This is a genomic window from Enterobacter sp. 6722112, from assembly GCF_058661685.1.
In genome coordinates this window covers 205,947-218,129 of the sequence record NZ_JBZWGR010000008.1, presented here as the reverse complement: position 1 = coordinate 218,129, position 12,183 = coordinate 205,947, and the positions used below count along the sequence as shown (strand labels likewise).

Below are 12,183 nucleotides of genomic sequence, written 5' to 3'. Positions count from 1 at the left end.
TCCGTGAAGGTCATCGCCGTCGCCGCGCCATCCTGCTTGCTATCGAGGAAGGTGCCGACATCCAGTTCGTGCAGGTCGTAGAGCACAAGGGCGATGAAGCCGAACAGAGCCTTCTGATCGCCACCAGCAACGATGGGCTCCCTCTTTCTCCACTTGAGCGAGCCGTGATCTACGCTCGGCTTGCAAACTGGGGGTGGAGCGACCAGATGATTGCCCAACGTGTTGGCCGCTCGGCTGAGCACGTTCGTATCGCCCGTGCCCTTCTGGAGATGCCTCTGGAACTGAAACGGATGATTCAGGAAGGCTCTGTGGCTGCCACCTACGCTCAGGAGCTCTACAACGAGCACGGCACCAACGCTGTTGAGATCCTGAAAAAGGCGCAGGAAGAACAGGCCAATGGCAATGACGGCAAGAAGGCCCCGAAAAAACTGACCAAAAAGTCTGTCGAGAAAGGTCCCCGCCTGGGCAAAAAGGTGGTTGAAGCCATGCACCGAGGCGTGAGCTCTATTACCAGTCGTCTGGACAACATCAAGCCGAACGATGACGGTGAAACGTTCACCCTTACCCTGAGCCGGGAAGATGTTGATGCGTTTCAGGAGCTGAAAGCCAAGCTGGCGGAGCTGGAGCCCAAAACTGACGAGTCCAATGAAGACCAGCAAGAGCTGGATTTGGCGGGTAATCAGTAATGGGGCGCTGTACTGTTGAGGATGCCATCCAGTTACTGGAAGGGGGAACCATTGTTGCGGTCGTACCGGCGTCATCCGGACCAGATACGCTGGTGGTTTCCTCTATCAGGCTTGAATCCGGACTGACAGTACAGTTTTCCCCTCCAGCGGCAGCCAGTGTCAGTGTTCAGCTCGCGGAGCTCGATGATGAACAGTGACAAGAAATCGTCTGAACTAGCCAGGCTGAGGCGTCAGCATCAGCTAGTTTGCTCTGTCATCGCAGCCTTGCTCATCTGTGCAGGTATATATGGGACCGTTGCACGTTTGGGCTTCATCCTGATGGTGCCATTGTTTGTTATCGCCTTAGGTGTGTTAGTCGATGCGTTCCTGCCAAGGGTAAGTTGGTTCTTCTGTGTGCGGGACGTGAGAGACATATTTGGGTGGAGAAAACGATAGTGGCGAAGTTGAAGGTTTATGGCGGGATCACTTATGGGGTCGAGGGGCAGTTCAGAACTGTCGTTGCGGCCACAAGTAAGAGCAAGGCTGCTTCAATTCTGAATATCACGATTTACCAGATGAATAGCTGGTGGACGGAGACTTTTAACAAGTACGAGGTCGAGGCGGCGATGTCTGAGCCGGGGGCTATTTTTTCAAAGCCTCTCGATGGCAGAGGCCCATTTGTAAAGCAGGAAGGATAATTGTGAGAAGTGTTTTTGTATGGTTGAAGGCCGGGGCAATACTGGCTTTCCTATTCATCGGTATTGCTGGTGCTGTCAACCGGGTCTATTGGGTTAACAGCCAAGGTTTGAGTCAGGGGTCGATGTCATCCACATGGGTTAAAGAAAAGTTTGGCCTAGACCTTGGTGCAATGTGCCGTTATGACAAACCCCAGCATGTCGAGTTCAAAGTCCTTCCTGATCAGACAATCCAGTTCCGCTGCTCATGGTTTGAAGGTGGCGGATTAACCTGGTGGCCTTTCTACACCGAGCATGATGTAAAGAGCGCCGAGGCGACCTCTGTGCTCAATGACATCTTCCAGGGTACGGAGGGGCATGATGAGTAGCCAGCTAGAACTTTTTCATGTCCAAGAGGCGTATGCCAAGGCCGATAAGCCGCTATCGAATGAGGAGCTCTACGATTCAGTGGCAGAGCTCGCTGGAATCCCGAAAAGCGCTCTGAATGAACAAAGTGAAATTGGCAAGGCAAAGATCAAGCGGAGCAAGCTGAAAAGACAGATACGCTGGTATCAGCAAACCCTCAAGTCGATGAACCTTCTCCAGAAGGTGGACGGCGAGCGGGGTGTCTGGGAGCTCTCAAGCAAAACCAAGAAGGGCCTGCATGAAGCGCTTGGTGGCATTCGACTTGTCGCCTATTCAACAAATCTTGGGCTGGCGGTGTGGTCAAACAACAAGAGCTTTTTCTCTGACCTCGATGAGCCGGTGCATCTGTGTGTGACATCTCCGCCGTTTCCGCTCCGAATACAGCGTGGCTATGGAAACGTTGATGAAGCCAAATGGGTGGATTTCATAACCCAGGCGCTCGAACCGATAGTCAAGAACCTGGTGCCAGGAGGAAGCGTTGTCCTGAATGTCAGCAATGACATCTTCGAGGCCAAGAGCCCCTCCAGATCTCTCTATGTTGAAAGAATGGTGCTGGCGCTCCATGATCGGCTCGGGCTGTCTCTCATGGATAGATGGCCGTGGATCAACCTGTCAAAACCACCAAGTCCAACCCACTGGGCTTGTGTGAACCGTTACCAGTTGTGTGCCGGGTGGGAGCCTGTTTATTGGTTCACCAACGACCCTGACAGGGTGCGTTCTGACAACAGAAGGGTCCTGATCCCTCATACAGAGAAACATCAGAAGCTGATGGCTCAAGGGGGGGATAACCGAGTGGTCAGTTATGGTGACGGGGCATATCGACTGAGAGGGAACGCATTCTCTAATGTCACAGAAGGACGGATACCGAAAAACGTTATCCAGCGCGGCCACCGTTGTGCGGATACGCTGGAGCTTCGGAGAATCGCTAGAGAACTGGGGTTGCCACCGCACCCGGCAATGTTCCCAACAGACATACCTGAGATGGCTATCCGCTTTCTGACGGAAGAGGGCGACCTTGTTGTTGATCCGTTCAGTGGGTCGAATAAGAGCGGGTTGGCCGCAGAAAGGAATAACCGGCGCTGGATCGCCTGTGACATCATTCTTGAGTACATTCGTACCCAGGCGGAAATGTTCACCGGCTTTGATGGATTTTGGATTAACCCAGCCATAGCAACAGTGGGCGGGGGAGCGTTGAATTAAGAGAACAATACCTATGAGTTTAAGTTTTATTGCAAGAGTCTTGCGCCAATTGGCAATTATGTTTGTCCTCTCCGTGCTTATTGTGGCCGGATATATCTACTATGCCGGTAAACAGCATCAGCAGGCAGCAATCAACTTTTGGGGTGAGCAATACCAGCCTGATGCCATCTCGACGCAAATTGATTGGGGGTTTATCGGTAACTGGGTTATTCCTCGCGGGGGGCCAATTATTTCTCCGGGCATTGCTGGAGTGTGTCCCAATACACCACTTCCCGTTGTGCCTCTTAAAATTGGTCCTGATGGCCGGGGTTACGTTCTCTGTGGTATTGGAAGTGAGGCTGTCTCTACCAGCTTTGATGTCAATGACATCCAGGATGAAGAAATACGAAACACATTAAAAACGATGTTTGAGGAAGAATTTGAAAAAACAGTTAAGGGGGATAAATGGACGCTAAAGAACTGAACCACATGATAGCTGAGGCCTACAGCCGGGATTTGCAAAAGCCTGAGCTGGTATCGTTCAAAGAGGTGAGTCGCTGGGGGCGTAAGTACGGTTTCCCCGTCGTATGCACTCTGGCCGATGAAAGTGAAGAAAAGCAGATCCACTGGGCTGCCAGTTTGCTCATTCAAGTAGCCGGTACTTGGCCGCGAGAAGATATGCCGGAATTGCTCACACCGGAACGGGGCTCCGCGCTGTTCAACGATGCGATGCAGTTATTGGCGAATGGGCTTGGAGCAGCAAATCAATTGCGCTGACAGCACAAACCTTGTCAATAAGCGGCCTTCATGGCCGTTTTTTTGTTTAAAGTTTGTTTTAACAGAACCATAATTAGATATTGCAGTATCATTTTATGATCGCTACAATCTTTCACATGTGAAAGTTTGGGGGTGGTCTTGATCACCTGCGAGAAACCAAAATAGAGGTGGGTATGGCAAAAGTAATCAGCTTCGCCAACCAGAAAGGCGGAGTGGGTAAGAGTACCCTCTGTATCCAGCAGGCCTTTTATCTGGCGTTACAGAAGAAAAAGAAAGTGCTGGTCTTGGATATGGATGGTCAGGGGAACACGTCCTCTCGACTGGCCCCCAGACGAGAGCTTGAGGATGGTGACTACGAGCCCATCCTCACAGGAACCAAAACCGCAGAGCTGTTCGCTTACGAGCTGGACGGCATTGAGGTCATGCACTGCCCTTGCGGTGCAGACCTCATTCATACGCCGAAAAACGACCCGGATCTGTTTGAGATGGAGGCTGTGCCTCTTGACCAGGCCATGAATCCGGCTCGCCATTTGGCTGAGCTGTTTGAGAACTACGACTACGTGCTGATTGATTGTCCGCCTAGCCTCGGCAGAAAGCTGGTGGCAGCGTTGGTGATGTCTACCCATGTGGCATGTCCAGTAAAGCTCTCTGGCTTCGCTGTGGACGGCGTAGAAGGTCTCCTGAACACGATTATTGGTGTGCGCGAGGCGTACAACCAAGATTTGGAGATCCTGGGCATCGTGATCAACGACATGGACCGCTCTGTCAATCACGACAAAGCCCTCAAGTCGCTGGAGAACACAGTTCCGGATCTGTTGTTTGAGAACAAAATTATGCACCGGCCTCCGCTCGATACGGCGACGACTGATGGCATCCCTGTCTGGGAGCTTCGCTATGGACATGTCGCGGCCAAAGAAGTTGAGGCGGTGTTGGAAGAACTATTAGAGAAGGTGGGCTAAGCGATGGCATTGAACAATTTAAAAGGCCTGTCCGAACTTGCTAAAGCCGCCAAAGGCAAGAAAGGCAAAGAGGTTCTTACCGTACCTGTTGACGACGTTGTATCCAAGGTCCAGGTTCGTAAGCGCTTCCGTAACATTGAAGAGCTGGCGGCAACCTTGCTGACCGAAGGGCAGCAGTCTCCGATCATCGTGTTCCCGAAGAACGAAGAAGGCAAGTTCGTCATCCAAAAAGGGGAGCGGCGTTGGAGAGCGTGTAAACACGCTGGTATCGAGACCATTGACTTGGTGGTGAATGATAAGGTCCAGAACAACTTGGACGAGACTGCTGGTGAGCTGATCGAAAACATCCAGCGGGATGACTTGACTCCGGTAGAGATTGCCGAGGCGTTAAACCTGTTTATTGAAGAAGGTTGGAAGCAAAAGGATATTGCTGATCGGCTCGGTAAGAATATCACTTTCGTATCTACGCATCTGTCGTTGCTCAAGCTACCTGACTGTGTGCGTGAGTTATACGATAATGAAGTATGTTCTGATACAGAGACCTTGAATAACCTTCGTCTCTTGTTCGATCTGAATGAAGAAAGATGTCGCGCCGTCTGCGCGGTGGCTATGTCTGACGGGATTACTCGTAAACAAAGCCGTGAGCTGCTGAATGATGCCAAACGTATCAAAGACGAAATGGAAAAAGGCCCACTGACTGGCTCCCACCAGAATGATGAGCTTGGCGCTGGCAACACCGACGAGCAATCCCTCAACTCGGGTGGGGATGGTACGTCGGAACAAACCGGGAATGACGACCTGAACCTTGCCCAGGAGGAACTGGAAGGGGGTAAAAATTCCAATGGTCAGGACGATGATGACGAAGACCCTTTGCGTGATGAAGAGGGTGAGCACAAAGATCCTGTCAAGCAGCCAGATAACAGCGGCAAGGACAAAGATGAAGAAGGCGGTGATGCTCTTCCTCCTCTGCCGAAGGACAAGGAATGGAAGAACGTCCGGGCTGACAGTTTGATTTTTGCTGTCAACGTTAACCTGGATGGCGAGACCAAACGTGGAGTCATCATGACCGACCGTGTTGCTCTGGTTCCGTCTACTGTCTGGGTTAAAACGCTCGATGGCGAAGGCAAGGAAAAGCATGTTCATGTGCCTGTGTCAGACATTGAACTCCTGAGTGTCGAAGGCTAATAAAGGAGGCCCAGCCAGAGAGGTTGGGCCTGTCAAGAACAGGTGAATATGAAGATCTCACAGGACATGAAAAGAAAATTTGCTTTGGTGAATGCCCTGTCTAAAACGGAGAAGCCAAGTCTCCAAGACCTTCACAAGGCAACAAATATTCCTGAATCAACGATCAAGAGACAGTTGTCTGCCCTGCGTGATGAGTTCGGAATGAATATCTTGTTCGTCAGGGAGTCTACCGGCGAACGAGGTGCCACCGGCTACTACATGCTGACAGACTGGGGGATCTTAGACAGGTCTTCGTTCTTGAACCGGTACGGAAAACTGTAAGGTGCCATAGAGCAGCGCATTGAATGCAAAACCCGCCAATCGGCGGGTTTTTTTATGCTGCCACGGTAGCGGCGGTTGCTGGAGGTTTTTCGGCGTAGTAGGCGATGTTCTTGGTTCGTCTGCTAAGGGTGTCTATGCCGACGATACTCAGCGTTTTGGGAGTGGTATTGCGGGACTCGAAATAATGGAATAGCTGGATCATGCAGCACTTCACCATCAACGGATCGATGTCTTCCAGGTAGATTGAGGCTTCTCTCAATGCTTCGGGACCGTGGTTCTCGATCAGGTTTTCCATCCAGTGAATGGCGTTGATGCCAGAACCACAGCAGGGCTCATAAAAGTCTGCCGAAGACTGTGAGCCAACAATGAGTGACATCAAGCGGCCAATCTCTGGAGGAGTGGGGAAGTAATTGGTGCCCTTCTTGTGGAAGCCAGACATGCTTAGGACGTAACCCAAAACATCGCTGGTGGGGTCGCGCTTAATGGCGGCAGACAGGACGTGAGAGAGCTCGAAGGCGACCGGCTGAAGTTCTTCCGGGATCTCCTCCTTGGCTGGGTATAGGCCAGTCTGCAAGTATGCCCACTGGTCAATAAAGGCCTCAACAAACCGAGATGTGCCCATTCTGTATCGGGACTGCTCGATGAGAGATAAAGCCTTGGATGTAAGTTGCTGTGTTTCTGGTGACATAAGCGCTCCAGTTTGTTCTGACGAAACATTCAAGAGGTAGAAACGAAGAACCCCGCCGAAGCGAGGTTCTTTGCTTTCCTGCCTGATCGCCTTAATGCCGAAGCAAAGACGTCTTGATAAAGTCGGGGCAACCGGACATTTCCCGGTCGATGAAGTCCTGACGTTTCGCCAGCGGCCATTTCATGAACGCCGCGAGCGGGATGCGCTTATTCGTGTTAGTATTGCCTTGCAGCATAACAAAGCTCCTTAATTGCTTGATTGTGTTGTAAGGGCTGCAACGAAGGTCGAAGAGCGATGCGGCCCTTATTTATGATTATTACAGCATCATAAAATAATATCAAGGGACAATAAAACGATACCAAGAAACAAAACTTTCACATGTGAAAGTCTCCCCGCTGTCCACCTCGCACACTCCAAACGCCCAAATAACTTGTCTATCTGCCCAAAATGGGCGCGTAAGCGTCCGATAGAAAGTAATTGTTAGTGAGATATTGACTACACGGAATATGGCTATATCATAGAATCATAAAATGATACTGTAAAAGTGATATGTATGCCAAAGCAAGCAAATCATCTCCGTTTGAAGAAACCTTGCGCCAACTGTCCATTCCGGAAGGAGGGCGCTATCGAGCTGGTCCCTGGGCGATTAGAAGGCATCATCAACGACATCGTTGAAAACGACATGACGACGTTTCATTGCCACAAGACCGTGCATTCAAAGTCAGGTGGTGAATGGGATGAAGAGGGTAACTATGCACCTTCGGGACAAGAGTCGATGTGTGCCGGTGCTGCGGCTTACTTGATGAAAATAGGCAGGCCGACAGTGGCTATGCGAATTGCCTTTGCGTTTGGTGATGCAAAGGTGTCCGACTGGGACGAAGCTCAAGAGCTGGTTGTCGAGCCTTTGGTACAAGGGGACCGAAATGAGTAAGCGATATGCGGTAGTGCCGCATCCGAAACTGAAACGAGAGTACAAAGGTCGGCTGGTCAGAACTACTCGGGTACTAAAAAACGGCTGGGGGGTGATCCCTCTAGGGGCTGTGGCAACGGTCACGCATCAGTCTCCCAAGGGATCAGAACTGACCTTTGAACCATGCGACTGCTGCGGCCTGAAAGCCATTATCAGTCATGTAAGCATGGACTCCATTGAATTTATCGAACCGATTACTGAGGAAGAAGATGGACGAGAACAAGCTCAACATTGAAATGGTCGATGGGCACAACGAGCTGGTAGTCAGCTTTTTGTCCAGAATGGTAAGCCTGAGTGACGAGGAAAAGCAGACAGTATTGTCCTGCCTTCCGGGCACCGGCAAACAAACAATCACCCAGCTCTATGAGGCGCTGCGTTCTCAAGGGCACCAGGATCTTGCAGAGAAGGTCGAACCATACCTCCAGCAGGGGGTGTTTGGGCCGATCTTCGATAACGCCAAGTCCAAGGTGTTCGTTCGGGACGAAGCGCCTTTTTTCCTCATGGATGAAAATCCTTTGAACTGGGATGACGCTAAAGCATTCAATCGCCTACGTATGAGTACGACCTGTGTTCTTGGCCGTGGCGGCTGGACTATCGGTGAGCGCTTTGATGACCGCTTTGATACCGAGGTGGGCGGAACACAGCTTATCGTCACCCAGTCACTCAACGAAAAAGGTGAGATTGAAGGAGGACTTCCTACCTCGATGTCGCTGAATGACTTTGCTGAGTTCCCTAAACAGCCAAGGCCTCCTCAAATAGTCGATTACCAGGAAGACAAGCGATACACGCTTGAGGAAGCGGAAGCTATCCCTGAGCTCGCACCAGTGGTTCAGCGTCTGAAAGAGCGCATCGAAGAGTATGAGGAGAGAAGAGCCCATGATTGACATGACATGCCGCCTCTGTGCTGGTTCCGGTGTTTATGACTTTTCCCCTTCCAAAGAAACCTGCGGTATGTGCCAAGGGCATGGGAAATTTGCTGACGCCAAAGCAATGCTGGTGGCTGCCATCGAGCTGGCAAAGAAGCAACGCGAGCCGGTCATTGAAGTGGTAATGGGGTTGGTGCTCCAGGGTGTGGATGTTAGAGGGAAGGAGCCTGGAGAGCGGTTCAAGGCTGCTCAGGCCTTTAACGCCCCAGGGCACAACCTATTACGATACGGGTGGGATGCTTGGGAGCTCTATGCCCTCCATGAGGGTGTAAGTCCAGAACTTGCATCGCTTGGCCGAAGTGTGATGCGCGAGTGGCATAGCCATTCATGGGGCCGGTTCAGTGGAGAGGTAGGCTTTAACGCCGCCGAGATCATGATCAAACAGGCCAAAGACAACCCAGAAAAAGCAGAAGAGCGCTGGGCGTTCCTGCTTAGTGAAGAATGGATGGTGGAGTAATTGTCGTGACAGAACAAACCAATAAGAAATTGATGCTGGATGAGTCTCCAGATATGCCCCTGCAATTCAAGTGGAGAAAGTTTGGTGGTGCGATTTTTACTGCCACGCAAACAATGGAGCACGTCAAGGAAGGACGTAAGCTCGGGCCGACTCCAGCAGGGATGCTACCTCAAGAAGTGTGGCTGAACCGCCTGATCGCTATGGAAGAAACCCTGCCACGAGGGAAGTTTTTTGACAGATTCCGCCGCCGCGACAAAAACGAGCAGTATGACTTGGCCGCCGATCATCTCCGTCTTGTCGGACAGAAAAAGCGATAGGGGGATAGATGAAAGCCCAGGCATACCCACCATCAGTCATTCGTAAAGGCGCTGTGTTGTACGCAGCCCTTTATTACATCTCTGATGATGATAAAGCAAAGGTCGAGGTTACAGAGTGGATAGTTCGCTCTATTCAGAAACGACGCAACTCAACCAGCGATCAACGCTATGTCAATCTTGCCCAAAAGTTAGATGGGATTACGTGGGGGAAAAGGTCACGGAAGAATGGGGACTTTGGTTGGTTGCCATCTATACCGAGCTGGTGTTTGAAGCAGTTCCGGGAAGGTGGCGAATTGCCTTTTGGCGTTTATACGACGCGACTGGCCGCTCTCAAGTTTGCGAAAGTCAGCTTGCAGGAAGAGGTCCAATATTGCGAGGCCGAGCTGAAAAAGCCTCAGACAGAAGAGGATACTCAGGAACTCCAAGAGGAGCTGGCGGAGAACCAGAGACTTCTGAAAGCTGCTGGAGCAATGGTGAAGCGCGAGCAAAACAAGAAGAAAAGAGGTTGACCAATGTTACCGATCGTCTCCCCCTCCGTAGTAACCAAACAACTTGCGTTCAATCGAGTAGGCGATAAACGCAAGGTTAGGGTTTCGTCCAACTTTTTGGATGTTATGGGGTTCAAGCCAGGTATGGGCATCGCCGTTGAGCCAGGGGAGGGGATGGGCGGTTTTTCGGTGATCCCAGCGACCGATGAACTACAGACACACCAGGTTTATCAGCGCCGGTATCAACCAAAGAGTCGCTCCAACAACCCGCTGGAAACCGTTATTGAGTTTTCTGGACAAGGGCTCATAGATAAGTGCTTCCCTCGCTATACAGAGCGTTTCCACGTCGAAATGCGAAAAGGCCGAGTAGTCTTCACTCCTGTCGCAAACAGAGCCTTTGCCATTGCGGATCGGTTCAGAAAAACCAGCCCTTTCCGTGCCTTTGTGGCATTGACTGGCGGGGTAGACATTCATGTTATGGAAGCGCTTGGCTGGAAGGCTGAGATTGTTTTGGAGCATCGTCCAGTTGAAGCCAGAGACAGAGCATCCGGGCGGAACCTGAGTGAAGTACATGCGCTCAATACGCTGGTGAACAGCTCCCCGCGTATCCTGCTGAATGAAGACATTCATCACCTGGAGCTGGATCGCCTTGGAGCCTTGCTGGCGGAGTGCCCACCAATTGGTTTGGCCCATTACTCGTTGGGGTGTGATGACCACTCAAACGCCAAAAGTCCAAGGGACAAAGAGCGTTCTCTTGAGGATCTCTCCACCATGCTCGACATGGTTTACCCGGCACTAAAACAGATCGAGGTCGTGAACCCTGCCGTCGTGCTGGTGGAAAACGTCCCGAACTTCAAAGCATCCGGAGCCGGGGCGATGATGGGAACGACACTGCGGCGGATGGGGTACTTCCTCACTGAGATGGTCTTGAACGGTCTGGATTTCGGCGCTTACCAGGGGCGAGAACGCTATTACATGGTGGCGTCGGTCTTCCCTGGGTTCGTTCCACCGAAACCTGAGCAGAGAGCTGGTGGACGATTGTGGCCGGTGATCGAGAAGCACCTCGGGGATTGTGCTGACGTCACAGTGTTGAAGTCAATTCAGGCCAGAGAGTCAACTTCTCGCAGGATGCCTGCGTTCTTGACGAGAGAAAGCACCAGTTGCCCGACCATCCTCAAGTCTCAGGATCGTGGGGTAAAGGATGCAGTGTACATCCAAGACGGTGGCCGCATTTACAAGCCATCGGTCGATCTGGTTCAGGAGTTGATGTCGATACCTGATAGCTTTGATGTTTCGTGGATGGCAAAAGAACAAGCGACAGAAACGCTTGGGCAGAGTGTGGATTACAGATTGCATTCAGCGGTCATGGCCGCAGTTCGGGATCACCTGAATGTGAATTGCGGTCGCCATACCGTGGTGCAGCACGGTATCAGAAGTAAGGAAGGTAGATAATGGCAGTCATTTACTACGGCGAGGGAACCCATGACGCCGGTTTCGTCGGGTTCCGTGTCGCACGAACAGTTGGGGTGGCGGATGATTACCGGCAGGAATACTTCTCCTTGAGAGAGTATTCCTACGCAACAGCTCACCGGCTGGCCTACAGCTTGGACCGAAAGTGGGAAGCTGAGGCAGAAGAGGTGAAGCGTCAGAATAAGACTTGTAAGCGGCGACGCAACTCCGGGCCAAACATCATTGCTGAGGGGCTGAGGGCTTATATCAGCATTGAGAACCGGAGCCGGATGGGGGTGAAGAGAACCTACTTCGCGCCTTGTTTTCTCGTCACAAAGCCAGGCTACGGCAATGGGGATATTGCTTTCAGGATTTCCACTCATGGCTACGCAGAAGCCTACGAAAAGGCGGTGGAAAAATATTGTGAGATCCATGATTTGACGGATGAGCAGTATGTTGAGTTGCTTGACCGTATGCCGAGTACAGAGGTGTTCACTGGATACCTGCTGAATGCTCTTTTAATGCGCGGCCATCGCGCTACAAAAGCTGAAATACTGAGTAAGCTGGGGGCTGAGAAGAATGAAGAGGACATTGCCAATGGCAAAGGGAAAAGCGGCCAGAACAGAGTGCGTTGCCCAGAGTATCGGTGGGCGCAATAACAGCGCCACCAGCTTTTGGGACCGTATTTTAACAGTTGAGGAG

Annotated in this window: 20 protein-coding genes; 17 read left to right on the top strand and 3 right to left on the bottom strand. The window is 51.5% G+C overall.

The genetic code is table 11. The features are described from left to right. Positions 1–218 (bottom strand): hypothetical protein (locus AC4OVU_RS25150; protein ID WP_491928806.1); only part of this gene is annotated, 218 nt, incomplete at its 3' end. Here AC4OVU_RS25150 and AC4OVU_RS25145 point away from each other — a divergent pair. The 9 genes from AC4OVU_RS25145 (at position 165) to AC4OVU_RS25105 (ending at position 6,186) form a co-directional block, all read left to right on the top strand. Then, positions 165–686: a ParB-like helix-turn-helix domain-containing protein gene (locus AC4OVU_RS25145; RefSeq protein ID WP_491928805.1), complete on the top strand. Its 522-nt coding sequence runs from the start codon at positions 165–167 to the stop codon at positions 684–686. The genes AC4OVU_RS25150 and AC4OVU_RS25145 overlap by 54 nt on opposite strands. A 434-nt stretch (positions 687–1,120) precedes the next feature. Next, entirely contained in the window at positions 1,121–1,363 is a 243-nt protein-coding gene (locus tag AC4OVU_RS25140) for a hypothetical protein (RefSeq protein ID WP_001096362.1), read from the top strand. Positions 1,364–1,365: 2 nt separating this feature from the next. After that, entirely contained in the window at positions 1,366–1,728 is a 363-nt protein-coding gene (locus tag AC4OVU_RS25135; protein ID WP_001258027.1) for a hypothetical protein, read from the top strand. Further along, positions 1,718–2,965 carry a DNA-methyltransferase gene (locus AC4OVU_RS25130; protein WP_001337763.1) on the top strand — a complete coding sequence of 416 codons (1,248 nt, stop codon included), beginning with the start codon at positions 1,718–1,720 and terminating at the stop codon, positions 2,963–2,965. The genes AC4OVU_RS25135 and AC4OVU_RS25130 overlap by 11 nt, the downstream gene beginning before the upstream one ends. A 13-nt stretch (positions 2,966–2,978) precedes the next feature. Continuing rightward, entirely contained in the window at positions 2,979–3,428 is a 450-nt protein-coding gene (locus tag AC4OVU_RS25125; protein ID WP_000058870.1) for a hypothetical protein, read from the top strand. Then, a complete protein-coding gene (locus AC4OVU_RS25120) occupies positions 3,410–3,721 on the top strand; it encodes a hypothetical protein (RefSeq protein WP_000338945.1) in 312 nt (103 codons plus the stop codon). The genes AC4OVU_RS25125 and AC4OVU_RS25120 overlap by 19 nt, the downstream gene beginning before the upstream one ends. A 173-nt stretch (positions 3,722–3,894) precedes the next feature. After that, the gene (locus tag AC4OVU_RS25115; protein ID WP_001151304.1) at positions 3,895–4,680 is read left to right on the top strand and encodes a ParA family protein; all 786 of its coding nucleotides are present in this window, start codon (positions 3,895–3,897) and stop codon (positions 4,678–4,680) included. Positions 4,681–4,683: 3 nt separating this feature from the next. Next, positions 4,684–5,865: a ParB/RepB/Spo0J family partition protein gene (locus tag AC4OVU_RS25110; protein WP_001207227.1), complete on the top strand. Its 1,182-nt coding sequence runs from the start codon at positions 4,684–4,686 to the stop codon at positions 5,863–5,865. Positions 5,866–5,913: 48 nt separating this feature from the next. Continuing rightward, entirely contained in the window at positions 5,914–6,186 is a 273-nt protein-coding gene (locus AC4OVU_RS25105; protein ID WP_000703827.1) for a helix-turn-helix domain-containing protein, read from the top strand. A 52-nt stretch (positions 6,187–6,238) separates the two neighbouring features. Here the strand turns inward: AC4OVU_RS25105 and AC4OVU_RS25100 are convergent, their stop codons facing one another. Continuing rightward, on the bottom strand, positions 6,239–6,874 hold the full coding sequence (locus AC4OVU_RS25100) for an N-6 DNA methylase (protein WP_000074431.1): 636 nt from the start codon (positions 6,872–6,874) through the stop codon (positions 6,239–6,241). 91 nt (positions 6,875–6,965) lie between these two features. Next, positions 6,966–7,109 (bottom strand): hypothetical protein, encoded by a 144-nt coding sequence (locus AC4OVU_RS25095; RefSeq protein WP_000939033.1) that lies wholly within the window; start codon positions 7,107–7,109, stop codon positions 6,966–6,968. 318 nt (positions 7,110–7,427) lie between these two features. Here AC4OVU_RS25095 and AC4OVU_RS25090 point away from each other — a divergent pair, with 318 nt between their 5' ends. From AC4OVU_RS25090 to AC4OVU_RS25055, 8 genes are read left to right on the top strand one after another with little or no spacing between them, the layout of a single operon-like run. Beyond that, entirely contained in the window at positions 7,428–7,805 is a 378-nt protein-coding gene (locus AC4OVU_RS25090) for a hypothetical protein (protein ID WP_001125905.1), read from the top strand. Then, a complete protein-coding gene (locus tag AC4OVU_RS25085) occupies positions 7,798–8,079 on the top strand; it encodes a hypothetical protein (protein ID WP_000044824.1) in 282 nt (93 codons plus the stop codon). Before AC4OVU_RS25090 ends, AC4OVU_RS25085 begins: the two co-directional genes overlap by 8 nt. Further along, the gene (locus tag AC4OVU_RS25080; RefSeq protein WP_415989904.1) at positions 8,054–8,728 is read left to right on the top strand and encodes a thymidylate kinase; all 675 of its coding nucleotides are present in this window, start codon (positions 8,054–8,056) and stop codon (positions 8,726–8,728) included. The genes AC4OVU_RS25085 and AC4OVU_RS25080 overlap by 26 nt, the downstream gene beginning before the upstream one ends. Further along, positions 8,721–9,227, top strand: a complete 507-nt coding sequence (locus AC4OVU_RS25075; protein ID WP_000566600.1) for a hypothetical protein — start codon at positions 8,721–8,723, stop codon at positions 9,225–9,227. Before AC4OVU_RS25080 ends, AC4OVU_RS25075 begins: the two co-directional genes overlap by 8 nt. A gap of 5 nt (positions 9,228–9,232) precedes the next feature. Beyond that, the gene (locus AC4OVU_RS25070; RefSeq protein ID WP_002210541.1) at positions 9,233–9,544 is read left to right on the top strand and encodes a hypothetical protein; all 312 of its coding nucleotides are present in this window, start codon (positions 9,233–9,235) and stop codon (positions 9,542–9,544) included. 8 nt (positions 9,545–9,552) lie between these two features. Further along, the gene (locus AC4OVU_RS25065; protein ID WP_000647189.1) at positions 9,553–10,053 is read left to right on the top strand and encodes a hypothetical protein; all 501 of its coding nucleotides are present in this window, start codon (positions 9,553–9,555) and stop codon (positions 10,051–10,053) included. 3 nt (positions 10,054–10,056) lie between these two features. Continuing rightward, entirely contained in the window at positions 10,057–11,484 is a 1,428-nt protein-coding gene (locus AC4OVU_RS25060; protein ID WP_000936896.1) for a DNA cytosine methyltransferase, read from the top strand. Beyond that, positions 11,484–12,140 carry a hypothetical protein gene (locus tag AC4OVU_RS25055; RefSeq protein ID WP_000268551.1) on the top strand — a complete coding sequence of 219 codons (657 nt, stop codon included), beginning with the start codon at positions 11,484–11,486 and terminating at the stop codon, positions 12,138–12,140. The genes AC4OVU_RS25060 and AC4OVU_RS25055 overlap by 1 nt, the downstream gene beginning before the upstream one ends. The last annotated feature ends 43 nt before the right edge of the window (positions 12,141–12,183 follow it).

Bases quoted from the DNA above. Each gene is read 5' to 3' on its own strand.
- AC4OVU_RS25130 (WP_001337763.1), top strand. From the start codon at position 1,718: ATGATGAGTAGCCAGCTAGAACTTTTTCATGTCCAAGAGGCGTATGCC.
- AC4OVU_RS25125 (WP_000058870.1), top strand. From the start codon at position 2,979: ATGAGTTTAAGTTTTATTGCAAGAGTCTTGCGCCAATTGGCAATTATG.
- AC4OVU_RS25120 (WP_000338945.1), top strand. From the start codon at position 3,410: ATGGACGCTAAAGAACTGAACCACATGATAGCTGAGGCCTACAGCCGG.
- AC4OVU_RS25115 (WP_001151304.1), top strand. From the start codon at position 3,895: ATGGCAAAAGTAATCAGCTTCGCCAACCAGAAAGGCGGAGTGGGTAAG.
- AC4OVU_RS25110 (WP_001207227.1), top strand. From the start codon at position 4,684: ATGGCATTGAACAATTTAAAAGGCCTGTCCGAACTTGCTAAAGCCGCC.
- AC4OVU_RS25105 (WP_000703827.1), top strand. From the start codon at position 5,914: ATGAAGATCTCACAGGACATGAAAAGAAAATTTGCTTTGGTGAATGCC.
- AC4OVU_RS25100 (WP_000074431.1), bottom strand. From the start codon at position 6,874: ATGTCACCAGAAACACAGCAACTTACATCCAAGGCTTTATCTCTCATC.
- AC4OVU_RS25095 (WP_000939033.1), bottom strand. From the start codon at position 7,109: ATGCTGCAAGGCAATACTAACACGAATAAGCGCATCCCGCTCGCGGCG.
- AC4OVU_RS25090 (WP_001125905.1), top strand. From the start codon at position 7,428: ATGCCAAAGCAAGCAAATCATCTCCGTTTGAAGAAACCTTGCGCCAAC.
- AC4OVU_RS25085 (WP_000044824.1), top strand. From the start codon at position 7,798: ATGAGTAAGCGATATGCGGTAGTGCCGCATCCGAAACTGAAACGAGAG.
- AC4OVU_RS25080 (WP_415989904.1), top strand. From the start codon at position 8,054: ATGGACGAGAACAAGCTCAACATTGAAATGGTCGATGGGCACAACGAG.
- AC4OVU_RS25075 (WP_000566600.1), top strand. From the start codon at position 8,721: ATGATTGACATGACATGCCGCCTCTGTGCTGGTTCCGGTGTTTATGAC.
- AC4OVU_RS25065 (WP_000647189.1), top strand. From the start codon at position 9,553: ATGAAAGCCCAGGCATACCCACCATCAGTCATTCGTAAAGGCGCTGTG.
- AC4OVU_RS25060 (WP_000936896.1), top strand. From the start codon at position 10,057: ATGTTACCGATCGTCTCCCCCTCCGTAGTAACCAAACAACTTGCGTTC.
- AC4OVU_RS25055 (WP_000268551.1), top strand. From the start codon at position 11,484: ATGGCAGTCATTTACTACGGCGAGGGAACCCATGACGCCGGTTTCGTC.